Origin of the sequence: Sediminihabitans luteus, assembly GCF_002797595.1 — a bacterium.
GTDB classification, from domain to species: Bacteria; Actinomycetota; Actinomycetes; order Actinomycetales; family Cellulomonadaceae; genus Paraoerskovia; species Paraoerskovia lutea.
This window is the reverse complement of record NZ_PGFE01000003.1, coordinates 202,139-224,520: the sequence shown is the minus strand read 5'-3', so window position 1 is coordinate 224,520 and position 22,382 is coordinate 202,139. Positions and strand designations below refer to the sequence as shown.

The following is a 22,382-nucleotide window of genomic DNA, read 5'->3' as shown; positions in this document are numbered from 1 at the left end:
GTCGTCGCGCCCCGGGTCGGGCTCAGCGTAGGAGCGGCCGACAACCCGGGCATTCGGGAGAGAAGGTGAATTCTGCGCGCGCTGTCGGTCGGTACGCTCGCGGGCAGGTTGTATACAGGTGTACAGGGGTGCATCATGGCGGGATGACCGACGCGACGACGCAACCCGTCCCGCGCGTGACGACGCAGCTCGCCGCACGCCGACAGTCCGGTGCGCGTGCCGTCTACGAGCACCTGCGCGACCAGATCATCACGGGCGACCTCGCCCCGGCCGAGCGCATCACCGAGCCCGTGCTCGCGGCCCGCCTCGGCGTGAGCCGCACCCCGGTGCGCGAGGCCCTGCGGCTGCTACAGGCCGAGGCGCTCGTCGAGGAGCTCGCGACCGGGGGAGTGCGCGTCGCCCCGCTCGACGCCGACGACCTGGAGCGCGTGTACGACGTGCGCTCCCGGCTCGAGGGCCTGCTCGCCCACGACGCCGCCGAGCGTGCGACCCCCGACGACGTCGCCGCCCTCGACCGCCTCGTCGACCTCATGGACCGCGTGCGCGACGACGAGGCCGAGGTGCTGCGCATCGGCGCCGAGTTCCACGCGCGCATCGAGACCGTCGCCGGCAACGCCTGGTGCTCCGTGCTCCTGCGACAGATCCGCGGGCACGTCGACCGCTACCGCGTGCTCGCGGCCCACGGGCGCGTGGGAGGGAGCGCTCACGTCGACGAGCACCGCGCGGTCGCTGCGGCGATCGCCGCGGGCGACCCCGAGAACGCGGAGGCCGTGATGCGCGCGCACATCGAGCACAGCGCCGCGACGGCGGAGCGCACCCTCGCCGACCCGGCGATCTCGACCCGCCGACCGGCCGACCCGTCACCCCCGCCTGCCGACCCGGCGATCTCGACCCGCCGACCGGCCGACCCGTCACCCCCGACTGCCGACCCGGCGATCTCGACCCGCCGACCCGGCGATCGTGGTCGCTAGAACCGCTCGGAACGGACACAACCACCGGTTCGGCGGACGGGCCGCGCACCCAGAACCTCGAACATCCAGACCCTCGAGCACCCAGACCCTCGAACACCCAGAACCCCGGAGCCCACGATGCCCCAGACGATCACCGTCACCGTCCACCCGAGCGCCGACGACTTCGCGCGCGAGGACCAGCTCGCCTGGAAGCTCGCGGAGCTCGCGGCCGAGCAGGCCGAGCCGACGCCCGAGGTCGTCGACATGGTGATCAACCGCGTGATCGACAACGCGGCGGTCGCGACCGCGTCGCTGACCCGCGGCCCCGCGGTCGCGGCGCGCGCGCAGGCCCTCGCGCACCCGTACGTGCCGGGCGCGACGGTGTTCGGCGCGCCGCTCACGGCGTGCGCGAGCCCTGAGTGGGCGGCCTGGGCCAACGGGGTCGCGGTGCGCGAGCTCGACTTCCACGACACGTTCCTCGCGGCCGAGTACTCGCACCCGGGCGACAACGTCCCGCCGATCCTCGCGGTCGCGCAGCACGTCGGGGCGGACGGCGCGGCGCTCGTGCGCGGCATCGTGACCGGCTACGAGGTGCAGGTCGACCTGGTGCGCGCGATCAGCCTGCACAAGCACAAGATCGATCACGTGGCGCACCTCGGGCCGTCGGCGGCCGCGGGCATCGGCACCCTGCTCGGGCTCGACGCCGAGACGATCTTCCAGGCGATCGGCCAGGCGCTGCACACCACGACCGCGACCCGGCAGTCCCGCAAGGGTCAGATCTCGACCTGGAAGGCGCACGCCCCCGCGTTCGCGGGCAAGGTCGCGGTCGAGGCCGTCGACCGTGCGATGCGTGGCCAGACGAGCCCCGAGCCGATCTACGAGGGCGAGGACGGCGTGATCGCGTGGCTGCTCGACGGCCCCGACGCACGCTACGACGTCGTGCTCCCCGCGCCGGGCGAACCGCGCACGGCGATCCTCGACACGTACACCAAGGAGCACTCGGCCGAGTACCAGTCGCAGGCGCTCATCGACCTCGCGCGCGCCCTGCACGGCGAGCACCCGGAGCTCGCGGACCCCGCGAACGTCGCGAGCGTCGTCATCCACACGAGCCACCACACCCACTACGTGATCGGCTCGGGCGCGAACGACCCGCAGAAGTACGACCCGACCGCGTCGCGCGAGACCCTCGACCACTCGATCCCGTACATCTTCACGGTCGCGCTGCAGGACGGCGGCTGGCACCACGTCGACTCGTACGCGCCCGAGCGGGCCGCGCGCGAGGACACGGTCGCGCTGTGGCGCAAGGTCACCACGGCCGAGGACGCCGCGTGGACCCGTCGCTACCACTCGACGGACCCTGCCGAGAAGGCGTTCGGCGGTCGCGTCGAGATCGAGCTGACGAACGGCGAGCGGATCGTCCGGGAGATCGCCGTCGCGGACGCCCACCCGCTCGGCGCGCGGCCGTTCGCGCGCGAGCAGTACGTCGCCAAGTTCCGCACGCTCGCCGCGGGCGTGCTCGACGACGCCGAGATCGAGCGGTTCCTCGACCTCGCGCAGCGGCTGCCCGAGCTCACGGCCGCCGAGGTGCGCGAGCTCTCGGTCGTCGCGCGCCCCGGGCTCCTTGCCGCCGAGGCCCCGACCGGGCTGTTCGAGCTCGGCCGCGACCACGCCCGCACGGGCACGACGTCGGACGACGCTCGGCCGGTTCCCGCGACGTCGGACGACGCGCCCGCCGACCACGCGACGTCCGACACCACACGGACTGCGCCCGCACCCACGCCCACCGCCCCCGAGAGCGAGGCCCGCTGATGCTGCACGCCACCACGACCCCCGCCGCGAAGCGCGAGAACCTGCGTGCCGCGCTCGCCGGCCCGGGGATCCTGCGGTTCCCGGGAGCCTTCACGCCGCTGTCCGCGCGGCTGATCCAGGAGAAGGGCTTCGAGGGCGTGTACGTCTCGGGCGCCGTGCTCTCGGCCGAGCTCGGCCTGCCGGACATCGGGCTCACGACGCTCACCGAGGTCGCGGGGCGCGCGCAGCAGATCGCGCGCACGACCGACCTGCCCGTGCTGGTCGACGCGGACACGGGGTTCGGGGAGCCCATGAACGTCGCGCGCACCGTGCAGGTGCTCGAGGACGCGGGCGTCGCGGGCGCCCACGTCGAGGACCAGGTCAACCCCAAGCGGTGCGGCCACCTCGACGGCAAGGCGACGGTGGACCTCGAGACCGCGGTCAAGCGCGTGCGTGCCGCGGCCGACGCGCGCCGCGACCCGAACTTCCTGATCATGGCGCGCACGGACGTGCGGGCCGCGGAGGGGCTCGACGCGGCGGTCGACCGTGCCCGCGCGTTCGTCGACGCGGGCGCCGACGCGATCTTCCCCGAGGCGATGCGGGACCTCGCGGAGTTCGAGGCCGTGGCCGCGGCGGTCGACGTGCCGGTGCTCGCGAACATGACCGAGTTCGGCAAGTCGGAGCTCTTCACGTCGCAGCAGCTCGCCGACGCGGGCGCGAAGATCGTCATCTACCCGGTCACGCTGCTGCGCGCCGCGATGGGCGCCGCCGAGCGTGCGCTCGACGAGATCGTGGCGCACGGCACGCAGCAGGGCGTCGTCGACCAGATGCAGACGCGCGCGCGGCTCTACGAGCTCGTCGACTACGCGGGCTACAACGCGTTCGACGAGGAGATCTTCACCTACCGCCCGTGAGGGTCACGTCCTGGCCCTCTCCCCGGTGCGGGAGGGGGCCAGGACGTGACGCTCACCGTTCACGAAGGAGTGACCATGAGCAGCACCGCAGCAGGCGGGCCCGGCGAGATCCGCAAGGGCCTGGCCGGAGTCGTCGTCGACGTCACGAGCGTCAGCAAGGTCGACCCGGAGTCCAACTCGCTGCTGTACCGGGGGTACCCGGTGCAGGACCTCGCCGAGCGCACGAGCTTCGAGGAGGTCGCGCACCTGCTGTGGCACGGTGAGCTCCCGACGCCCGCGCAGCTCGCCGCCCAGACCGTGACCGAGCGTTCCCACCGGGCCCTGCCGGACGCCGTCCGCGACCTGGTCCTGTCGCTGCCCACCACGGCCCACCCGATGGACGTCGTGCGGTCCGCGGTCTCGCTGCTCGGTGCGCTCGACCCGACCGCCGACGACACGAGCCCGGAGGCCGAGCAGGCCAAGGCCGGACGGCTGTGGGCGGTGCTGCCCGGCGTCGTGGCGCTCGACCAGCGGCGGCGTCGGGGGCTCGACCTCGTCGAGCCGCGCGACGACCTCGGGTACGCCGCGAACTTCCTGTGGACGACGTTCGGCGAGGAGCCCGCGCCCGAGGCGGTGCGCGCGTTCGAGGTGTCGATGGTGCTGTACGCCGAGCACTCGTTCAACGCCTCGACGTTCACCGCGCGCGTGGTCACCTCGACCCTGAGCGACCTCTACTCCGCGGTCACCGCCGCGGTCGGCGCGCTCAAGGGTCCGCTGCACGGCGGTGCGAACGAGGCCGTCATGGAGGCGTTCGCCGAGATCGGCTCCGCCGACCGCGCGGCCGCCTGGCTCGACGACGCGCTCGCCGCGCGGCGCAAGATCATGGGGTTCGGCCACCGCGTCTACAAGCACGGCGACTCGCGCGTGCCGACGATGAAGGCGACGCTCGACGACCTCGTCGCGCACCACGGCCGCGCCGACCTGGGCGAGCTGTACGACGCGCTCGCCGACGCCATGGCCGTGCGCAAGGGGATCCTGCCGAACCTCGACTACCCGGCCGGCCCGGCGTACCACCTCCTGGGCTTCGACACGCAGACGTTCACGCCGCTGTTCGTCGCGAGCCGGGTGGTCGGGTGGACCGCGCACGTCATGGAGCAGCGCGCCGCGAACGCGCTGATCCGGCCGCTGAGCGAGTACGTCGGTGCCCCGCGCCGCGAGGTGCCCCGGCGGTGAGAACCCGTCAGACGAACGCCTCGAGCGCCGCGCGGTCGACCTCGTCCTGACCGATCAGCGCGGCGACGTCGTCCTGCCGGTCCCAGACGTTGAGCGCCATGCCCGCGGCGACGCGGTCGTCCTCGATCCAGAAGACCACGGCCTCGCTCTCCTCGAGCGACCCGCTGACGACGATCTCGGCCTTGTCGGGGTGCGCGACGTACCCGGTGTACTCCATGCCGAGGTCGTACTGGTCGGTGAAGAAGTACGGCAGCGTCGTGTACGGGTCGCGTGATCCGAGCATCGCGCGGGCGGCGTGCGGGCCCTGGTCGTTCGCGCGCGCCCAGTGCTCGACGCGCAGCGTGGTCCCGTAGCGCTCGGACGGCACCGCGGCGACGTCGCCCGCGGCGAAGACGTCGGGGTCGGACGTCGCGAGGGTCGGCCCGGTCAGGACGCCACCGGTGGTCGGGTCGAGCGCGAGCCCGCCGACGCTCGCGAGCCGCACCTCGGGCAGCGCGCCGATCGCGACGAGCACGAGGTCGGCGGGCAGGTGCTCGCCCGTGGTCAGGTCGACGCCCGTGACCCGCCCGTCGGTGCCGGTCAGCGCGACCGCGCTCGCGTCGCCCACGAGCCGCACGCCCTGCTCGCGGTGCAGGTCGGCGAAGAACCCGCCGAGGTGCGCGCCGAGCGGCCCCGCGAGGGGCACCGACGAGCGCCCGACGACCGTCACGTCGATGCCGCCGGCCCGCGCGGCCGACGCGACCTCGAGCCCGATCCAGCCCGAGCCGAGCACGACGACCCGCCCGCCGGCGTCCTGCACCACGCCGAGCTGCGCGGCCAGGCGCGAGCTGTCGCCCACGGTCCGCAGCGAGACCACGCCCGCGAGGTCACCACCCGCGACGGGCAGCGCGCGCGGCGTCGACCCGGTCGCGAGCAGCAGCCTGTCGTACGTCAGGAGCGTGCCGTCCGCGAGGGTCAGGTGGTGGTTGGCAGGGTCGAGCCCCACCGCGGGCAGACCGAGCCGGAGGCGGACGTCGCGCTCGTCGTACCAGCCGGACGGGTGGACGAACACCGACTCGCCCTCGACCTCGCCGCGCAGGTAGTCCTTCGACAGCGGCGGCCGCTCGTAGGGTCGGACCCCCTCGCGTCCCACGAGGACGATGCGCCCGCCGAACCCCTCGCTGCGGAGCGTCTCGGCGGCGCGCGCCGACGCGAGCCCGCCTCCGACGAGGACGAACGTCTCAACCATGGGGAACCTCCGGTGACCGCGGTGTCGACCTGCTGCTGCCCAGTGTGGACCGCGGAGCGCTCGCACGTGCTGCGGGCGTGTGTCCGGAGTGTTAAGGATCCTTCGTGGTGCCCACGGGATGGACAGGGTGCCGCGCTCGTCGGGGCACGAGAAAGGCCCTCGAGGGAATCCCTCGAGGGCCTTCTGCTGGTCGGGGTGACAGGATTTGAACCTGCGACCTCGTCGTCCCGAACGACGCGCGCTACCAAGCTGCGCCACACCCCGGTGATGTGTCACCGCGCTCTGCCGGACCGCGGTGAGACCGCGTTCTCCGGTGGAGCCTGCCCAGCATAGACGACGATGGGCCCAGGAACGAAACTCGACCACGGAGCGCTCGGATCCGCCGCGGTCCGCGGCCCTGCGCACGCCCCGGTCCGGGCTCTCGGACGGTCAGGAGCGGGCGGTGAGCGTGAGCAGCACGGCCTCGGGACGGCACGCGAAGCGCACCGGGGCGTAGGGCGAGGTGCCGGCTCCCGCGCACACCTCGAGCCAGGTCGAGTCGTGCCCGCCCGGCGCGTCGGGTCGGGCACCCGGCCAGCCGTGCAGCCCGCTCGCGCGGCGGCGGTCGACGTCGCAGTTCGTCACGAGCGCGCCGTAGAACGGCAAGCGCAGCTGGCCGCCGTGCGTGTGGCCCGCGAGGATCAGGTCGTTGCCGTCGTCGTGCATCTGGTCGAGCACGCGGCGGTACGGCGCGTGCGTGACGGCGAGCCGCAGCGCGGTCGCCGGGTCGCGCACGGCGGGCGGGGTGCTGGCGTCAGGGTCGCTGCGGCCACGGCCACCGAGGTCACTGCGGCCACCGAGGTCACTGCCTTCATCGCGAACGGGGAACACGTCCAGGTCGAGGTGCGGGTCGTCGACCCCGACGAGGTCGATGCGCCGCCCGTCGGCCACGACGGTGTCGCGGCGGTTCGACAGGTCCCGCCAGCCCGCGGAACGCATCGCGAGCGCGAGCTCGGCGGCCGGGAGGTTCGGCTGCTTCGTGGTGCGGGGCGAGCGTGCGTCGGGGAGCAGGTAGCGCGCGGGGTTCTTCATGACGGGCGCGTAGTAGTCGTTCGAGCCCATGACGAACGCCCCGGGCGCGGCCACGAGGAGCGGCTCGAGCGCGTGCAGGAGCGGTGCGAGCGCGCCCCGGTGGGCCATGTTGTCGCCCGTGTTGACCACGAGGTCGGGGGAGAGGTCCGCGAGCGAGCGGACCCAGTCGATCTTGCGCCGCTGACCGGGTGTGAGGTGCAGGTCGGAGACGTGCAGCACGCGCAGGTCGCGCGCGCCCGGGGCGAGCACCGGCACGGTCCGCTCGCGCAGCGTGAAGAGCTTCGTCTCGAGGTGCGCGTAGGCAAGCCCGGCGGCGCAGACCGCCGCACCCGCGCCGAGCCAGCGGCCCGCGCGGGCCACCGCGGGGCTCAGCCGTTGCTCCCGTCGCCCCACAGGTCGGCGTCCCACTGCCCGGAGGCGGCGTCGTCGAGCAGGTCGGTCAGGGTGTTGCTGGTGTTCTCGGCGTCGCCGCCCTTGTCGCCGCCCTTGTCCGACCCGTTGTCGGAGTCCTTGCCCTTGTCGCCGTCGTCCGAGTCCTTGTCGTCGTCGGCAGGCGGGGTGTAGGCGGGCTTGGGCTTGCCGACCATCGTCGGGTCCGGTGCGGCGAAGTCGCGGGCGGGAACGCCCTCGAGCGCGGTCGTCATGAAGTCGTGCCACGTGGGCGCGGCGATCGACGAGCCGTAGAGCGGGGCGTAGCGGACACCCTTGACCGTCGTGTCCATGTTGAACTGCTTGTTCCCCTCCGCGCTGCCGACCCACACCGAGGTCGAGAGGTCGGGGGTGTAGCCCGTGAACCAGGTCTGCGCGCTCATCTGGGTCGTGCCGGTCTTGCCGGCGGCAGGCCGGTCGAGCGCCGCGTGCGGGGCGGTGCCGCCGGGCGCCAGGGGGCCCTTCATGGCGTAGGCGACGGTGTTGGCGATCTTCGGGTCGAGGGACTGCTCGCAGTCCTGCCCGGGCACCGCGAGGTCCTTGCCGTCCGCGTCGGTCACCTTCGTGATCGCGATCGGGGTGCAGTACGTCCCCCCGGAGGCGAAGGTCGCGTACGCAGCGGCCATCTGCAGCGGCGACGAGACGCCCGTACCGATGATCATCGGGGCCTGGAGCTCGATGTCGTCGACGGTCGGGTTGGCGGCGTTGGACGGACGGAACCCGGAGTCCCACGCGGTGTCGCGGATGTTGCAGAGCTTGAGCTTGCTGCCCATGTCCACGAACGCGGTGTTGATCGACTGCGCGGTGGCCTTGAGCACGCTCACGTTGCCGCTGATGTTGCCTTCCGAGTTGGCGATGGTCCATTCCTGGTCAGCGAGCGGCCCGGAGCACGAGCCCGTGTCGAACCAGCTCGGGTTCCGGGGAACCTTGTTCGCGTTGACCGTCTCGTTGAGCGTGTGACCGCTGCGCAGCCACTCGGCGAGCACGAACGGCTTGAAGTTCGACCCGACCTGGAAGCCGTCGGACGCGCCGTGCGCCATGTCAGCGCTGTAGTTGACGACCGTGCCCTCGGCGTTGTCGGTCGCGGCAGGGTTGTACGGGCGGTTCTGCGCCATCGCGAGGATCTTGCCCGTGCCCGGCTCGACCGAGGAGATCGCGGCCTCGAGCGTCGACGGGTCGTCGGCCGGCACGGCCTCGGTGATGTCCTTGTACGCGGCCTTCTGCATCGTCGGGTCGACCGTCGTGACGATGCTCAGGCCGCCGCGGTACAGGAGGTCCTGACGGTCCTTGGCGGTCTCGCCGAACGCGGGCTGCGCGACGATCTCCTTGGTCACGTAGTCGCAGAAGAACGCGTACTGCTGCGACGCGGCGCAGCCGGCCTCTACCGGGTGCAGGTCGAGCGTGTCCTCGAGCTTCGACGTCCGCGCGGTGTTGAACTGGTCCAGGGTGATGTAGTTCTGCTGGTACATCAGGTTCAGCACGGTGTTGCGACGACCCGTCGCGTTCTTCATCGTCGTTTCGCTGATCGTCGGGTCGTACGCGCTGGGGCCCTTGGTGATGCCGGCGATCGTCGCGGACTCCGTGATGTTGAGGTCCTTCGCGTGCTTGCCGAAGAAGTACCGCGCGGCGGTCTCGACCCCGTACACGCCGTTGCCGAACTGCGAGATGTTGAGGTAGGCCTCGAGGATCTCGGGCTTGGTCATCTTCTTCTCGAGCGCGATCGCGAGCTTGGCCTCGCGGAGCTTGCGCTCGTTGGTCTGGGCGCGCGCGGCCTCGGCGGCCAGCGGGTCGTCGTCACGCACGGCCTGCTCGATGAGCACGTTCTTGACGTACTGCTGCGTGAGCGTCGACGCACCCTCGACGTCACCGCCCGAGAAGTTGTTGACGAACGCGCGCGTGGTGCCCGTGATGTCGACGCCGCCGTGCTCCCAGAAGCGCTTGTCCTCGGTCGCGATGACCGCGTCCTTCATGGGCTGCGAGACCTCGTCGAGGCCGACCACGATCCGGTTCTCGGTCCAGTACCGTGCGATCACGGTCTTGCCGTCGTTCGCGTAGATCACCGACTGCTGCGAGAGCGGTCCGGGCTCGAGGTCGTCGGGGAGGTCGTCGAAGACCTGCACCGCGCTGTCCGCGAGCGTCTTGGTGCCGGCCGCCACGGGGATCAGCAGACCGCCCGCGAGGATGCCACCGATCCCTGCCACGAGCACGAGGGCGAGCAGCAGGGCGACGAGCTGGAAGACGGTGACGTGGCGACCGTGGGAGCGCGCGGAAGAAGCCATGGTGCCCAGCGTACGGGAGAAGGCCCCGCCGACCCCGGCAGGTCCACCCTCCGGGGTGTGCGGGTTGTGTGCGGGTTCGACGGACCGGCGGTGCGTCTCCGGCTAGGCTCAGGTCATGGCTACCACCTGGGAATACGCGACCATCCCCCTCATCATCCACAACACCAAGGCTGTCCTCGACCAGTGGGGCGCCGACGGCTGGGAGCTCGTCCAGGTCGTCACGGGCCCCGACGGCAACGGGCTCGTGGCCTACCTGAAGCGTCCGACGGGCGAGGCCTGAGCATGACCGGCGCCCCGGCGGGCGGGTCGGCGCCCGGCGGCTCGGCCGCCGGCACGGTCGCGGCGCGGCTCGCGGAGCTCGGCATCGAGCTCCCCGCGGTGGCCGCACCGGTCGCGAGCTACGTGCCGGCCGTCGTGAGCGGGGGCTACGTCTACACGTCGGGCCAGCTCCCGTTCGTCGACGGCGCCCTGCCCGCCACGGGCAAGGTCGGTGACGGGCCGGGGCTCGTCGCGGCGTCCGACGCCCAGGAGCTCGCACGCACCTGTGCGCTCAACGCGCTCGCCGCGGTGCACGACGTCGCGGGGTCCCTCGACCGGGTCGCGCGCGTCGTCAAGGTGGTCGGGTTCGTCGCGAGCGACCCGTCGTTCACCGGACAGCCGGGCGTCGTCAACGGCGCGAGCCAGGTGATCGGCGAGATCTTCGGCGATCGAGGCGTGCACGCGCGCTCGGCCGTCGGGGTCGCGGTGCTCCCGCTCGACGCACCGGTCGAGGTCGAGATCGTGGTCGAGCTCGGCGACTAGGGCGAACGACGAAGGGCCGCGCACCGGATCGGTGCGCGGCCCCTCGTGTCAGGGGTGCGGGCGTGTCAGCGCGCGCGGCGCTCGAGACGCTCAAGGTCGAGCAGCACCACGGCGCGGCCCTCGCGACGCACCCATCCGCGGGCGGCGAAGTCGGCCAGGGCCTTGTTCACCGTCTCGCGGGACGCGCCGACGAGCTGTGCGAGCTCCTCCTGCGTGAGGTCGTGCGCGACGCGCAGCCCCTCGTCGGTGGTCTCGCCGAAGCGGTGCGAGAGGTCGAGCAGCGCCTTGGCGACACGGCCGGGGACGTCCGAGAAGACGAGGTCGGCGAGCGTCTCGTTGGTGCGGCGCAGGCGGCGGGCGAGCGCGTTGAGCATGTGCGTCGCGACGCCCGGGTGGGTCTCGATCCAGGCGACGAGCTGCTGGTGGCCGAGCTCGTGGACCACGGCTTCGGAGACCGCGCTCGCGGTCGCGGTGCGGGGCCCCGGGTCGAACAGCGAGAGCTCGCCGAACATCTCGCCGGGCCCGAGGATCGACAGCAGGTTCTCGCGGCCGTCGTTCGAGCGGCGCCCGAGCTTGATCTTGCCCTCGCCGATCACGTAGAGGCGGTCGCCGGGCTCGCCCTCGCGGAACAGCACCTCGCCGCGGGCGAGCTCGATCTGGGTCATCGACTCGAAGAGTCGAGCCGTCTCCTCGCGCTCCATGGTCGCGAAGAGCGGGGCCGAGAGCACAACGTCGTCGTCCACGCGAACTGTCCTTCGTCGTCCGTACGTCCGGGCGACGGCCGCGTCCCTTCGGGGGTGGTGCCGCGTCGTCCGAGGATCCTGGGGGGAATCCAGGGTCCAGTCTGCCCTATCGGAGCAACTCGGCCGGTCAGGCGGCGCCCAGGACGCTGTGCGTAGTCTGGCGGGATGACTCCCCGTGCCGGCGAGGCAGCCTCCGTCGAGCGTGCCCCCGAGAGCAGGCTCGCGCTCGTGCGGCGTGCGCGCCGGACCAACCGCGAGCTCGCGCTCGTGCACCCGGACGCGCGGTGCGAGCTCGACTTCACGACGCCGCTCGAGCTGCTCGTCGCGACGGTGCTGTCGGCGCAGACGACCGACGTGCGGGTCAACGCGACGACGCCCGAGCTGTTCGCGCGCTACCCGGACGCCGCGGCGTACGCGGGGGCGGACCCGTCCGAGCTCGAGGAGATCCTGCGCCCGCTGGGGTTCTTCCGGGCCAAGGCGCGCTCGCTCATGGGGCTGGGCGCGGCGCTCGTCGAGCGGCACGACGGGCAGGTGCCGGCCCGCATGCGCGACCTGGTCGCGCTGCCGGGCGTGGGGCGCAAGACCGCGAACGTGGTGCTGGGCGACGCGTTCGGCGTGCCGGGGCTCACGGTGGACACGCACTTCGGGCGGCTCGTGCGGCGGCTGGGCTGGACCGACGAGGAGGACCCGGTCAAGGTCGAGACGGTCGTCGGCGGCCTGGTCGAGAAGCGGGAGTGGACGGCGCTGTCGCACCGGCTGATCTTCCACGGGCGGCGCGTGTGCTTCGCGCGGCGGCCCGCGTGCGGCGCGTGCGCGGTCGCCGGGCTGTGCGCGTCGGCAGGGATCGGCGAGAACGACCCGGTCGCGGCCGCCCGCATGGTCAAGCTGCCCGGGGCCCCGGGCGGCTCGTGACGTCGTCGAGCCAGTCGACCAGCAGCGCGGAGACCGCGTCGGGCGCCTCCTCGGGCAGGTAGTGCCCGACGCCGGGCACCTCCTCGATCCGCAGGTGCCGTGCCAGCGCGGCGGCGTCCGTGTCGACGCCGCGCCGGCGCACGAACGGGTCGTGCTCGCCGATCGCGAGCAGCGCGGGCACGTCGATGCGGCGGCGCATCGAGCCGGTGAACCGGCGTCCGCTGGGCACGCTCAGCGAGCGCACGGGCCAGCGCGCGCCCTCGAGGGCGCCGTGCGCGGCGAACGGGATGCGCAGCGCGGTGCGGTACGTCTCGACGACGTCGCGCTCGAACGGGACCACGGCACCGTCGTCGAGCAGCCGGTCGACGAGGTCGCCGTGCGCGAGCGCGCGCTCGGGCACGCCGGGGACCTGCGCGAACGCGAGGTGACGGCGCGCGACCCGGGTCAGCACGCGGCGTCCGGAGACGTGCAGGCGTGCGGGGTGCGGGGCGGCGAGGGCCGCGACGCCCGCGGTGACCGCGGGCTGGAGCGCGGCCATGGCCCACGCGACGGTCCCGCCCGTGCCGTGGCCGACGACGACCGCGCGGTCCGCGCCGAGAGAGCGGACGACGCCCGCGACGTCGCGCGTGCGCATGGGGGTGTCGTAGCCGAGGGGCGGCTTGTCGGAGGCCCCGTTGCCGCGCAGGTCGATCGCGGCGACGCGGTACCCGGCCGCGGCGATCGCGGGCAGCTGGTGACGCCACGCCCACCAGTACTGGGGGAACGTGTGGAGCAGCACGACGAGGGGAGCGGGCCGCGGCTCGGCGGGCTCGCACACGGCGGCGTGGAAGCGCGCGCCGTTGGCCGGGACGAGCTCGTGGTGCCACGGGCCGTCGTGGAGGGCGCTCGTGTAGTCGGCGATCATCGCCCCCGAACCTACCGTGACGGGGGCCGACGGTCAGACGTCCGACGCGGCCGTGTCCCGGCCTGCCGAGGAGGTAGCGCTCTCACCCGTGGCCTCGGCCGGGGCGGCGCGTCGTTCCTTGGGCGGGTCGAACCGGTAGCCCACATTGCGCACCGTGCCGATGAGCTGCTCGTGCTCGGGCCCGAGCTTCGCGCGCAGCCGTCGCACGTGCACGTCGACCGTGCGGGTGCCCCCGTAGTAGTCGTAGCCCCAGACCTCCTGCAGCAGCTGGGCGCGCGTGAACACACGCCCCGGGTGCTGCACGAGGTACTTGAGGAGCTCGAACTCCTTGTACGTGAGGTCGATCGGGCGGCCGCGCAGGCGGGCCGTGTACCCCGAGACGTCGATCGCGAGCTCGCCCGCGGAGATCTCCTCGTCGGGCGAGTCGTTGCCCGCCGCCGCGGACCGCTCGAGCACGAGCCGCAGCCGCGCCTCGACCTCGGCCGGGCCGGCCGACTCCAGGAGCAGCTCGTCGGCGCCCCACTCGACCGTCACGACGGTCAGACCACCCTCGGTCAGCACGAGCACGAGCGGGACCGTCAGACCGGTCGCGTGCAGCAGCCGGGACGTCGTGCGGGCAGCGACCAGGTCGCGGCGCGCGTCCAGCAGAACGACGTCGGCGTCGGGCGCGTCGACCAGCGCCGACGGCTCCATGGGGAGCACTCGGACCCGGTGCGAGAGCAGCCCCAGGGCAGGGAGAACCTCGGCGGAACCCCCCGTCGACGGGGTCAGGATCAGCAGCTCGGCCACCGGTTACCTCCTCGGGCGGAACACCTCACGGTGGAACGTCACCGTACCGCGCGCCCCGCCGTTTCGGTGCGCACGCACCGATCTGCGAGACTGTCGGGCGTGCCAGACCACCGCGAGAGCCGCCCCACGAGGCCCGTGCGCGCCCAGGAGGGCCCGTGCTGACCTCGACGCGTGCCGTCGGCACGGCCGTCGCGGCCGTCGCCCTCGCCGCCGCGGCCTTCGCCGGCGCGATCCCGCTGCTCGTCGCCTCGGCGGTGCTCGTCGCGCTGCTCGCCTACGGGTGGCCCGCGCTGCTCGACCTGCCCGCCCCGGGCGGCACGCGCACCGTGATGCTGCTCGCCGGGTTCGGGGCCGTCGCCGGGGTCCACCTGACCAAGGGCGAGCAGGCGCTGCGCAACCTCCCCCTCGTGCTCGCGATGGCCGTGCTCCTCGCGTTCGTCAACGAGATGATCCGGCACGACGGCCGCCCGCGACTCGTCGACTCCGTCACGGGCACCGTGACCGGCACCGTGATCGCGGTCGCGACGTCAGGCTGGCTCGCGACCGTGCGCAGCGACGGCGGGGTCGCGCTCGTGGTCGCGTGCGCGGCCGCCCTCGCCGTCGCCGCCGCGTTCTCGGCGCTGTCGTTCCGCGGCTGGTGGGGCGAGGGCCTCACCGTCCTGGTCGGCGTCGTCGGGGGCGGCGCGGTCGCCGCCGTCATGCCCGACCTGCCCGCGGTGGACGGCGTGTGGGCGGGCCTCGTGGCCGGCCTCCTCGTCGCCGCGGCCCACCTGCTGCTCGGCCGCATGCGCGTGGTGCGCGAGAGCCGCGCCGCGGCGCTCGCCGCGATCGTGCTGCCCGTCGCGCTCGGCGGCTCGCTCGTCTACGTCGTCGGCCGGATCGTGGGCGTGTGATGGACCGCCTCGTCCTGCTCGCCGTCGTGGTCGTCGCGACCCTCGTGCTCGGGCTGTGGTGGAGCCGACGGCAGGGCGTCGTGCGCGCCGTCCGCCCCGTGGCCGCGGACGACGCGTTCGCGGCCTGGCACGGCACGGGCGTCGAGCCCGCCGGTGCCGTGTTCGTCCAGTTCTCGGCCGCCGTCTGCAGCCCGTGCCGGCAGACCGCGCGCGTCCTCGGGGCGCTCGCGGCCGAGGTGGACGACGTCGCGCACGTCGAGCTCGACGTCGACGACCACCCCGACCTCGTGCGTCGGCACGGCGTGCTGCGCACCCCCACGGTGCTCGTGCTCGACCGCACCGGCACCGAGGTCGCCCGATCCAGCGGGGCGATGAGCCCCCGCCAGGCCCGCGAGGCGCTCGCCCTCGCCACGACAGGAGCACGATGACCCCCGAGACCCCGGACGTGACGGGCGCCCCCACCCGCGACGTCCCCGTGATCGACGTGCGCGGCCCGCGGTTCGGCGCGGCCGTGACCGCGCTCCTGCTCGCCGTCGTGCTCGTGCTCGGCGCCTCGGTGGGCGGGCTGGTCGTGCTCGCGGTCGTCGCCGCCGGGTTCGCGGTCGGGGCCGTGCGCGGCGCGCAGCACACCTGGCAGGGCTGGGTCTTCGCGCACTGGGTGCGACCCCGCCTCGCGGCGTCCGACGAGGTCGAGGACGCCCGGCCGCCGCGATTCGCGCAGCAGGTCGGGTTCGCGATCACGGGGGTCGGTGCGGTGCTCGGGGCGTTCGGCGTACTCGCCGCCGTGCCCGTCGCGGCCGCGGTGGCGCTCGTCGCTGCGCTGCTCAACGCGGTGTTCGGCCTGTGCCTCGGGTGCGAGCTCTACGTGCTGCTCGGCCGCCTGCGCGGCGCGCGCCGCGCCTGAGGCCGCCGTGCAGATCGACTACGTCGCGACGACCGACGACCAGGTCGCGTACGCCCAGCACCTCGCACGCACGTCCCCGGTCCTCGTCGCCCGGGCGCGGAACCAGCGTCTGGCCGTGACCGCGGCCGTGCTGGTGATCCCGGTCCTGCTCATCGGCCTCGTCGTGGGCGACTGGCTCGGCGGCCTCGTCGTCGCAGCGATCGGTGCGGCCGTCATGTGGTTCGTGTTCCCGGCGGTCGGCCGCAAGGAGCTCGCGCGCAACATCGACCGGCTCGCCGCCGTCGACGGTCTGGGCGCGACCGGCGCGGCGAACCTCCGGACCGACGACGAGGGGCTGCACGAGGACGTCGCCGGGCTGCGGACCTCGGTCGCGTGGAGCGGCGTCTCGCACGTCGAGGAGACGGACTCGCACGGGTTCGTCCGTGTCGGCGCCTCCGAGGCGTTCATCGTCCCGAAGCGGGCGGCGGGAGCGGCCGAGCTGCTCGCGGAGGTCCGGCGCCGCGCCGAGGGCGAGCGAGCAGGCTAGTAGACGAGCGCCTGCGCCCCCGGGCGCAGCGACTCCTCGACGAACACCGCCGCGCCCGCGATGCGCACGCCCGGCATGACGTCGTCCTCGGTGATGCCGCGCCGCGCCGCGCACTGCGTGCAGACCGTGAGCGTCCCGGCGGCGAGCACGACCTCGAGCAGGTCGGCGAGCGGCACCGCGTGCTCGAGCTCGAGCTCGGCCGCCCGCCCGGGCAGCCCGAACCAGGCGGCCTCGCCCGTGAGCCAGACGCTCACCTCGGCGCCCGCCGCGACCGCGGCCGCGGCCACGGTGAGCGCCTGGTTGACGGCCTCAGGGCGGTCGAGCCCCGAGGTCGCCTTGACGACGAGGCTGCGGGTGACGGTCGGGGGTGTCGTGTCGTTGCTCACGGCACGAGCGTAGGCCCGCGCACCGGCGGGTAGGATCGGCCGCATGTCGACCCACGCGTACGAAGTCCTCTTCCTCGGTCTGCTGCTCGCCGCCACCGTGACGATCACGTGGTTCGCCGGGTACGTCGTCTACAAGCTCTTCAAGGGTCAGCGCTGACCCGTGCGGACGCACCGCTGGACGACGCACCGCTGATCGGAGGCACCATGGCGTTCGAGATCCCCGACGACCTCTCGCCCGAGGTCTACCCCCTCGCGTGGCTCCTGGGGAGCTGGCGCGGGCAGGGCGTGCTGGACTACCCCGGCATCGACGCCGCACCCTTCGTCAGCGACGTGACGTTCGACCACGACGGCGGCCCGTACCTGCGCTTCGTCTCGACGGTCCGCGTGCTCGACGCGCCCGTCCCGGAGGTGGGGCCGGACGGCGCCCCGCTGGCCCCGGTCCCGGGCGCGGACGACCCCACGGCGGGCACGGTCTGGTCGACCGAGACCGGCTACTGGCGCGTCGCGTCCGAGCGGCCCGAGGGGCTCGCCGAGGGCCGGTTCCCGCTCGAGGTGCTGCTCGCGGACGCCGCGGGCCGGGTGAGCGTCTACCTCGGCGTCGTGGGCAACGGCCGCGTCGACCTCGCGAGCGACCTGATCGCGCGCACGGGCACGGCCGCCGAGGTCGGGGCGTCCAAGCGCCTGTTCGGCCTGGTCGAGGGCGACCTGCTGTGGATCCAGGAGATCGCGGCGTTCGGCCACCCCATGCAGTCGTACGCGTCCGCGCGCCTGGTGCGGCAGTGACCGCCGCGGCGGGAGCGTCGCCGCTGCTCGCGCGTCACGGCGCGGTCGAGGGCTCGGGTCCCGACGCGGGCGTGGCCTGGCACTACGGCGACCCGGCGGGCGAGCAGCGCGCGCTCGCGAACCACGGCGCCGTCGTCGACCAGTCGCACCTGGGCGTCGTGACGGTGACCGGCCCGGACCGGCTCTCGTGGCTGCACTCGATCACGTCGCAGGACCTCCTCGCGCTCGCGCCGCGCACCTCGACCGAGCTGCTCGTGCTGAGCCCGCAGGGGCACGTCGAGCACGCGGCCGGCGTCGTGGACGACGGCACCACGACCTGGCTCGTGACCGAGGGGTCGCACGCCGCCGACCTCGCGGCCTGGCTCGACCGCATGAAGTTCATGATGCGCGTCGAGATCCTCGACGCGTCCGCGGACTACGCTGCCGTGGGCGAGCCCGTCGACGCCGAGGGGGCCGAGGGCGAGCCCGTGACCTGGCGCGACCCGTGGCCCGCGGTCACGGGCGGCGGCACCCGCTACGGCCCGCCCGCCGACCAGCACCCCGGCACCGAGCGCGCGTGGCGACTCGTGCTCGTGCCGCGCGGCGACCTCGAGAGCGAGGTCGCCGCGCGCGAGGCCGCGGGATGGCGCCTCGCGGGCACGTGGGCGACCGAGGCCGAGCGCGTCGCCGCCTGGCGCCCGCGCCTGGGCACCGAGGTCGACCACCGCTCGATCCCGCACGAGCTCGACTGGCTGCGCACCGCGGTGCACATGGCCAAGGGCTGCTACCGCGGTCAGGAGACGGTCGCGCGCGTGCACAACCTGGGCCGGCCCCCGCGGCGCCTGACGATGCTGCACCTCGACGGCTCGGGGCACCTCCTGCCCGAGCCCGGGGCCGACGTCCGCACGCCGGGCGAAGCCGGTCGCGTCGTCGGGCAGGTCACGAGCGTGGCCCGGCACCACGAGCTCGGCCCGGTCGCGCTGGCGGTGCTCAAGCGTTCCGCGTCCGAGGACGTCGAGCTCGTCGTCGACTGCGAGGGCGGCGCCGTGAGCGCGACCCAGGAGGTCGTCGTGCCGGGCGAGGGCGTCTCGGCCGACCGCCCCGCGGCACGCGGCCCGGTCGCGCGCGGTCTCACGCCCCGGGGGGACGGCGCGCCGAAGAGCATGCTCTGAGGCAGGCTGTGCCCATGGGTCCGGACGCCGAGCGCAGGTCACGTCGGCTCGTCGTCCGGGCGCGCGTGCGCCAGGGCACGAGCCGCGTCAAGGCCGCCTTCTGGCCCGTGCTCCAGGCGTCGCTCGCGGCCGTGCTCGCGTACCTCGTCGGGCACTTCGTGCTCGGGCACGAGTACCCGTTCTTCGCGCCCGTCGCGGCGTGGGTCTGCCTCGGGTTCACGGCCGACCGGCAGCTCCGCAAGGTCGCGGAGCTGGGCGTCGGCGTCGCTCTCGGCGTGCTGCTCGGCGACCTGGTGGTGCACTGGATCGGCAGCGGCTGGTGGCAGGTCGGGATCGTGCTCGCGACCGCGGTGCTCATCGCGCGGTTCATCGACCGCGGCGTGATGCTCGCGACCCAGGCCGGCGTGCAGAGCCTCGTGATCGTCGGCCTGCCGCCCGGCGGGACGACCGGACCCCTCGACCGGTGGACGGACGCCCTCGTGGGTGGCGCCGTCGCGCTGCTCGTCGCGGTGCTCACGCCCGGCGACCCCCGGCGCCGACCCCGGTCGGCCGGCGGGGACGCGCTCACCGAGGTCGGGCGCACGCTCGAACGGCTCGCGACCGGGCTGCGCTCGGGCGACCCCGACGACCTCGCGAGCGCCCTCGTGCGCGGGCGGGCGTCCGAGCCCGCGCTCGAGGAGTGGCGCGCGGCCGCGACGAGCGCGCACGACCTCTCGCGCGTCAACGCCGTGACCCGCCGGTACCGGTTCGAGCTGCGGTCGCTCGAACGCGCCGCGACGCTCGCCGAGCGGGCGATGCGCAGCATCCGGGTCACGGCCCGGCGTGCGGCCGCGATCCCGCCGGGCGAGCACGACCTCGCGCCCGTGGCCGACCTCGTCGAACGGCTCGCGACGGCGACGCACGTGCTCGCCGAGGCGATCGCCGCGGGGGTCGACCCGGTCGTCGCGCGGTCGATGCTCGGCGAGATCGCCCGGGACACGGACCCGCACGTCGTCGGCGCGGGGGACTGGCCCGTGCAGTCGCTCGTGATGATCCTGCGCTCGCCCGTGGTCGACCTCCTGGAGACCGCGGGGGCGACGTCGGACGACGCGCGGGCCGCGCTCCCGCAGCTGTGAGCCGCCGCGGGTACGTTGTGCGGCATGGAGGTCGCCGTGAGTGCCCTGCGGGCCGAGCTGAAGCAGTGGATCGAGCGCGCGAGGGACGGTGAGGAGGTCGTCGTGACCGACCGCGGCCAGCCCGTCGCGCGGCTGAGCGGGATCGGCACGGCCGACCTGCTCCAGAGCCTGGTGCGCGACGGCCTGCTGACGCCCGCGACCGTCGAGCGGCCGCTCGTGACACCGCCCGAGCGCGAGCGCTCGCCCCGTGACCGCGTGAGCGGCCTCGTGCGACGCATCCGTCGCTGATGGCGCTGGTCTACCTCGACACGAGCGCGCTCGTGCACCTGTGCGTCCCGGGCTCGGGCTCGCGCCTGGTCGCGGCCCTGTGGAACCGCGCGGACGTCGTCGTCACCAGCCGGGTCGCGGACGTCGAGCTGCAGGCGGTCCTCGCGGCCGGCCTGCGTTCGGGCGCCCTCGCGCCCGACGAGCACGCCGCCGCGCTCGCACGGTGGGCGGACGTCTGGCCCGCGCTGTCCCTGGTCGAGCTCACGCCCGAGGTCGCGGCGTCGTCGGCCGAGCTCGTGCGGCGCAGCCCGGTCGCGCTGCGCGCGGGCGACGCGGTCCACGTCGCGAGCGCGCTCGTCGTCGCGCACGAGGACACGCTCGTCGCGGCGTGGGACCCGGCGGTCGTGGCCGCGGCCCGCGCCGAGGGCCTCGTGGTGCTGCCGGGCGAGCGGGCCGTCACGTAGGCTCGGACGGTGATCTCCACCGCGCTCGACAGTCTCCAGGCCTGGGTCATGCTGGGCCTCTCCGTGGTCGTGTTCGTGACGCAGCTCGTCGCGCTGATCGACTGCGCACGGCGCGAGCCGCGCGCGTTCGAGGTCGAGGGCAAGCTGACCAAGAACGTCTGGCTGATCATCCTCGGCGTCGCGACCGCGCTCGGGTTCGTGGGCATCGGCTTCTACTCGGGCCTCGGGTTCCTCAACATCGTCGCGGTCGTCGCGGCGATCGTGTACCTCGTGGACGTCAAGCCCCGCGTCGCGCCGTACTCGCGCCGTCCGCCGCGCGGCGGCAGCCCGAGCGGGTGGTGACCGCGGACGCCGCGGCCGGCGTCGTCGACGTGGCCGCGGGTGCGGTGCCGCTCGCGCACGTCGTGCGGGGCGGCGTCGTCGAGTCGGTGCACCTGGGTCACCTGGTCGTGACGGCGCCCGACGGCTCGGTGCGGCACGCGCTCGGGCGGCCCGACGTGGTGGTGTGGCCGCGCTCGTGCGTCAAGCCGGTGCAGGCGGTCGCGATGGTCGACGCCGGCCTCGAGCTCCCGCCGCGCCTGCTCGCGCTCGCGGCCGCGAGCCACAACGGCGAGGACGTGCACGTCGCGGGCGCCCGGGAGATCCTCGCGGGCGCCGGTCTCGACGAGTCGGCGCTGCGCAACACGCCCGACGTGCCGCTGCTGGGCGAGGCCGCGTTCGCGTGGCGGCTCGCGGGGCACGGCCCGGAGCCGATCGCACAGAACTGCTCGGGCAAGCACGCCGCCATGGTCGCGACGTGCGTCGCGGCGGGCTGGGACCTCGACACGTACCTGGACGTCGAGCACCCGCTCCAGCGGGCGGTGCGCTCGACGCTGGTGCGGCTCACGGGCGACGCGCCCGACCTGCCGGTCACGGTCGACGGCTGCGGCGCCCCGCTGTTCGCGACGTCGCTCGTGGGCCTGGCCCGGGCCCTGGGGCGCGTGGGCGGGGCGCCCGCGACGGTGCCCGGGAGCGCCGAGGCGCGCGTCGCCGCGGCGATCGCCGAGCACCCCGGGATGCTCGCGGGGACGCGGCGCGAGGGCACCGCGGTGATGCGCGCGCTGCCGGGCGTGGTCGCGAAGGACGGCGCCGACGGGCTGTTCGCGGTCGGTCTGCCCGACGGCGGCGGCATCGCCTTCAAGGTGCTCGACGGCTCGGGTCGTCCGCGGCCGGCGGTGCTCGTGGCCGCGCTGCGTGCGGCCGGGTTCGACGCGCCCGGTCTCGACGAGATCGCCGCGACGCCCGTGCTGGGCGGCGGCGTCCCGGTGGGCGAGGTGCGCGCGGTCGGGATCGACGCGTGAGGGCGGTCCTGCAGCGCGTGACGCGTGCGCAGGTCCGGGTCGCGGGCGAGGTCGTCGGTGCGCTCGACCGTCCGGGGCTCGTGGTCCTCGTGGGCGTGGCGCCGGGGGACGGGACGGAGCAGGTCGAGCTCGTGGCGCGCAAGGTCGCCGAGCTGCGCGTGCTGCGCGGCGAGGTGAGCGTGCTCGACGCGGGCGCTCCCGTGCTGCTCGTGAGCCAGTTCACGCTCTACGGCGACACGCGCAAGGGGCGTCGGCCGTCCTGGAACGGGGCAGCGCCGGGCGCGGTCGCGGAGCCGCTCGTCGAGGCGGTCGCGGAGGCGCTGCGCGCGCGAGGGGTCGAGGTCGCGACCGGCCGTTTCGGTGCCGACATGGAGGTCGAGCTCGTCAACGACGGGCCCGTGACCCTGCTGATCGAGGCGTGAGAACGGGTCCCACACTGTGGGAGCGCTTCTATTCACACGCTCGACACAACCTGCAACCTGATCGAGATACTCGGGGTACAGACTTTTTCTTCAGGTTGTTAACATTTACAC

General features: G+C 74.2%; 25 protein-coding genes, 1 tRNA gene and 1 pseudogene. 19 read left to right on the top strand and 8 right to left on the bottom strand.

The features are described 5' to 3' along the window. Positions 1–143: 143 nt before the first annotated feature. The 4 genes and pseudogenes from CLV28_RS10670 (at position 144) to CLV28_RS10655 (ending at position 4,864) form a co-directional block, all read left to right on the top strand. On the top strand, positions 144–971 hold the full coding sequence (locus tag CLV28_RS10670; protein ID WP_100423306.1) for a GntR family transcriptional regulator: 828 nt from the start codon (positions 144–146) through the stop codon (positions 969–971). Between the two features lie 117 nt (positions 972–1,088). Next, positions 1,089–2,600 (top strand): annotated as a pseudogene (locus tag CLV28_RS10665) (MmgE/PrpD family protein); the annotation flags it as partial. A 158-nt stretch (positions 2,601–2,758) separates the two neighbouring features. After that, a complete protein-coding gene (prpB, locus tag CLV28_RS10660; protein WP_100423304.1) occupies positions 2,759–3,652 on the top strand; it encodes a methylisocitrate lyase in 894 nt (297 codons plus the stop codon). Positions 3,653–3,727: 75 nt separating this feature from the next. Next, positions 3,728–4,864 (top strand): bifunctional 2-methylcitrate synthase/citrate synthase, encoded by a 1,137-nt coding sequence (locus CLV28_RS10655; protein WP_100423303.1) that lies wholly within the window; start codon positions 3,728–3,730, stop codon positions 4,862–4,864. Between the two features lie 7 nt (positions 4,865–4,871). Here CLV28_RS10655 and CLV28_RS10650 read toward each other — a convergent pair whose 3' ends face one another. The 4 genes from CLV28_RS10650 to CLV28_RS10635 all read right to left on the bottom strand — a co-directional run bounded on the left by CLV28_RS10650 (position 4,872) and on the right by CLV28_RS10635 (position 9,871). Next, positions 4,872–6,092 (bottom strand): NAD(P)/FAD-dependent oxidoreductase, encoded by a 1,221-nt coding sequence (locus CLV28_RS10650; RefSeq protein WP_100423302.1) that lies wholly within the window; start codon positions 6,090–6,092, stop codon positions 4,872–4,874. A 187-nt stretch (positions 6,093–6,279) separates the two neighbouring features. Next, positions 6,280–6,356 (bottom strand) — tRNA-Pro (locus CLV28_RS10645). 165 nt (positions 6,357–6,521) lie between these two features. Continuing rightward, the gene (locus CLV28_RS10640; protein ID WP_100423468.1) at positions 6,522–7,523 is read right to left on the bottom strand and encodes a metallophosphoesterase; all 1,002 of its coding nucleotides are present in this window, start codon (positions 7,521–7,523) and stop codon (positions 6,522–6,524) included. An 8-nt stretch (positions 7,524–7,531) separates the two neighbouring features. Next, entirely contained in the window at positions 7,532–9,871 is a 2,340-nt protein-coding gene (locus tag CLV28_RS10635) for a transglycosylase domain-containing protein (protein WP_100423301.1), read from the bottom strand. A gap of 115 nt (positions 9,872–9,986) precedes the next feature. Here CLV28_RS10635 and sp36 point away from each other — a divergent pair, with 115 nt between their 5' ends. Continuing rightward, positions 9,987–10,151, top strand: a complete 165-nt coding sequence (gene sp36, locus CLV28_RS15545; RefSeq protein ID WP_157802606.1) for a Sp36 family protein — start codon at positions 9,987–9,989, stop codon at positions 10,149–10,151. Between the two features lie 2 nt (positions 10,152–10,153). Beyond that, positions 10,154–10,672: a RidA family protein gene (locus CLV28_RS10630; RefSeq protein WP_100423300.1), complete on the top strand. Its 519-nt coding sequence runs from the start codon at positions 10,154–10,156 to the stop codon at positions 10,670–10,672. A gap of 65 nt (positions 10,673–10,737) precedes the next feature. Here CLV28_RS10630 and CLV28_RS10625 read toward each other — a convergent pair whose 3' ends face one another. Further along, positions 10,738–11,415, bottom strand: coding sequence for a Crp/Fnr family transcriptional regulator (locus CLV28_RS10625; protein ID WP_100423299.1), 678 nt, complete (start codon positions 11,413–11,415; stop codon positions 10,738–10,740). Positions 11,416–11,580: 165 nt separating this feature from the next. Between CLV28_RS10625 and nth the strand changes: the two genes are divergently transcribed. Next, positions 11,581–12,327 carry an endonuclease III gene (gene nth / locus CLV28_RS10620; RefSeq protein ID WP_100423298.1) on the top strand — a complete coding sequence of 249 codons (747 nt, stop codon included), beginning with the start codon at positions 11,581–11,583 and terminating at the stop codon, positions 12,325–12,327. Here nth and CLV28_RS10615 read toward each other — a convergent pair. Together CLV28_RS10615 and CLV28_RS10610 are read right to left on the bottom strand one after the other, a co-directional pair. Further along, positions 12,296–13,231 carry an alpha/beta fold hydrolase gene (locus tag CLV28_RS10615; RefSeq protein ID WP_100423297.1) on the bottom strand — a complete coding sequence of 312 codons (936 nt, stop codon included), beginning with the start codon at positions 13,229–13,231 and terminating at the stop codon, positions 12,296–12,298. The two genes, nth and CLV28_RS10615, sit on opposite strands and share 32 nt — an antisense overlap. A 33-nt stretch (positions 13,232–13,264) precedes the next feature. After that, positions 13,265–14,020: a winged helix-turn-helix transcriptional regulator gene (locus CLV28_RS10610; protein WP_239073062.1), complete on the bottom strand. Its 756-nt coding sequence runs from the start codon at positions 14,018–14,020 to the stop codon at positions 13,265–13,267. Between the two features lie 155 nt (positions 14,021–14,175). Between CLV28_RS10610 and CLV28_RS10605 the strand changes: the two genes are divergently transcribed. From CLV28_RS10605 to CLV28_RS10590, 4 genes are read left to right on the top strand one after another with little or no spacing between them, the layout of a single operon-like run. Continuing rightward, complete coding sequence (locus tag CLV28_RS10605; RefSeq protein ID WP_100423296.1) at positions 14,176–14,913, top strand: hypothetical protein; 738 nt, start codon at positions 14,176–14,178, stop codon at positions 14,911–14,913. Next, positions 14,913–15,341, top strand: a complete 429-nt coding sequence (locus CLV28_RS10600) for a thioredoxin family protein (protein WP_100423295.1) — start codon at positions 14,913–14,915, stop codon at positions 15,339–15,341. Before CLV28_RS10605 ends, CLV28_RS10600 begins: the two co-directional genes overlap by 1 nt. Then, positions 15,338–15,817 carry a DUF4395 domain-containing protein gene (locus CLV28_RS10595; RefSeq protein ID WP_100423294.1) on the top strand — a complete coding sequence of 160 codons (480 nt, stop codon included), beginning with the start codon at positions 15,338–15,340 and terminating at the stop codon, positions 15,815–15,817. The genes CLV28_RS10600 and CLV28_RS10595 overlap by 4 nt, the downstream gene beginning before the upstream one ends. Before the next feature lie 7 nt (positions 15,818–15,824). Continuing rightward, positions 15,825–16,343 carry a YcxB family protein gene (locus CLV28_RS10590; RefSeq protein ID WP_100423293.1) on the top strand — a complete coding sequence of 173 codons (519 nt, stop codon included), beginning with the start codon at positions 15,825–15,827 and terminating at the stop codon, positions 16,341–16,343. Here CLV28_RS10590 and CLV28_RS10585 read toward each other — a convergent pair. Then, positions 16,340–16,729 (bottom strand): DsrE family protein, encoded by a 390-nt coding sequence (locus CLV28_RS10585; protein WP_239073061.1) that lies wholly within the window; start codon positions 16,727–16,729, stop codon positions 16,340–16,342. The two genes, CLV28_RS10590 and CLV28_RS10585, sit on opposite strands and share 4 nt — an antisense overlap. A gap of 204 nt (positions 16,730–16,933) precedes the next feature. Here CLV28_RS10585 and CLV28_RS10580 point away from each other — a divergent pair, with 204 nt between their 5' ends. The 8 genes from CLV28_RS10580 to dtd are packed head-to-tail and all read left to right on the top strand — an operon-like array spanning position 16,934 to position 22,271. After that, a complete protein-coding gene (locus CLV28_RS10580) occupies positions 16,934–17,512 on the top strand; it encodes a heme-binding beta-barrel domain-containing protein (protein WP_100423291.1) in 579 nt (192 codons plus the stop codon). After that, positions 17,509–18,663: a CAF17-like 4Fe-4S cluster assembly/insertion protein YgfZ gene (gene ygfZ / locus CLV28_RS10575; RefSeq protein ID WP_100423290.1), complete on the top strand. Its 1,155-nt coding sequence runs from the start codon at positions 17,509–17,511 to the stop codon at positions 18,661–18,663. The genes CLV28_RS10580 and ygfZ overlap by 4 nt, the downstream gene beginning before the upstream one ends. Before the next feature lie 14 nt (positions 18,664–18,677). Next, positions 18,678–19,778 (top strand): FUSC family protein, encoded by a 1,101-nt coding sequence (locus tag CLV28_RS10570; RefSeq protein WP_100423289.1) that lies wholly within the window; start codon positions 18,678–18,680, stop codon positions 19,776–19,778. A 24-nt stretch (positions 19,779–19,802) separates the two neighbouring features. Next, the gene (locus CLV28_RS10565; RefSeq protein WP_100423288.1) at positions 19,803–20,066 is read left to right on the top strand and encodes a type II toxin-antitoxin system Phd/YefM family antitoxin; all 264 of its coding nucleotides are present in this window, start codon (positions 19,803–19,805) and stop codon (positions 20,064–20,066) included. Next, positions 20,066–20,509 (top strand): type II toxin-antitoxin system VapC family toxin, encoded by a 444-nt coding sequence (locus CLV28_RS10560; RefSeq protein WP_100423287.1) that lies wholly within the window; start codon positions 20,066–20,068, stop codon positions 20,507–20,509. The genes CLV28_RS10565 and CLV28_RS10560 overlap by 1 nt, the downstream gene beginning before the upstream one ends. Before the next feature lie 9 nt (positions 20,510–20,518). Beyond that, complete coding sequence (locus CLV28_RS10555; RefSeq protein ID WP_239073060.1) at positions 20,519–20,851, top strand: DUF2516 family protein; 333 nt, start codon at positions 20,519–20,521, stop codon at positions 20,849–20,851. Beyond that, positions 20,848–21,849 (top strand): asparaginase, encoded by a 1,002-nt coding sequence (locus CLV28_RS10550; protein ID WP_239073059.1) that lies wholly within the window; start codon positions 20,848–20,850, stop codon positions 21,847–21,849. Before CLV28_RS10555 ends, CLV28_RS10550 begins: the two co-directional genes overlap by 4 nt. Next, positions 21,846–22,271, top strand: coding sequence for a D-aminoacyl-tRNA deacylase (dtd, locus tag CLV28_RS10545; RefSeq protein WP_100423286.1), 426 nt, complete (start codon positions 21,846–21,848; stop codon positions 22,269–22,271). The genes CLV28_RS10550 and dtd overlap by 4 nt, the downstream gene beginning before the upstream one ends. Positions 22,272–22,382 lie beyond the last annotated feature (111 nt).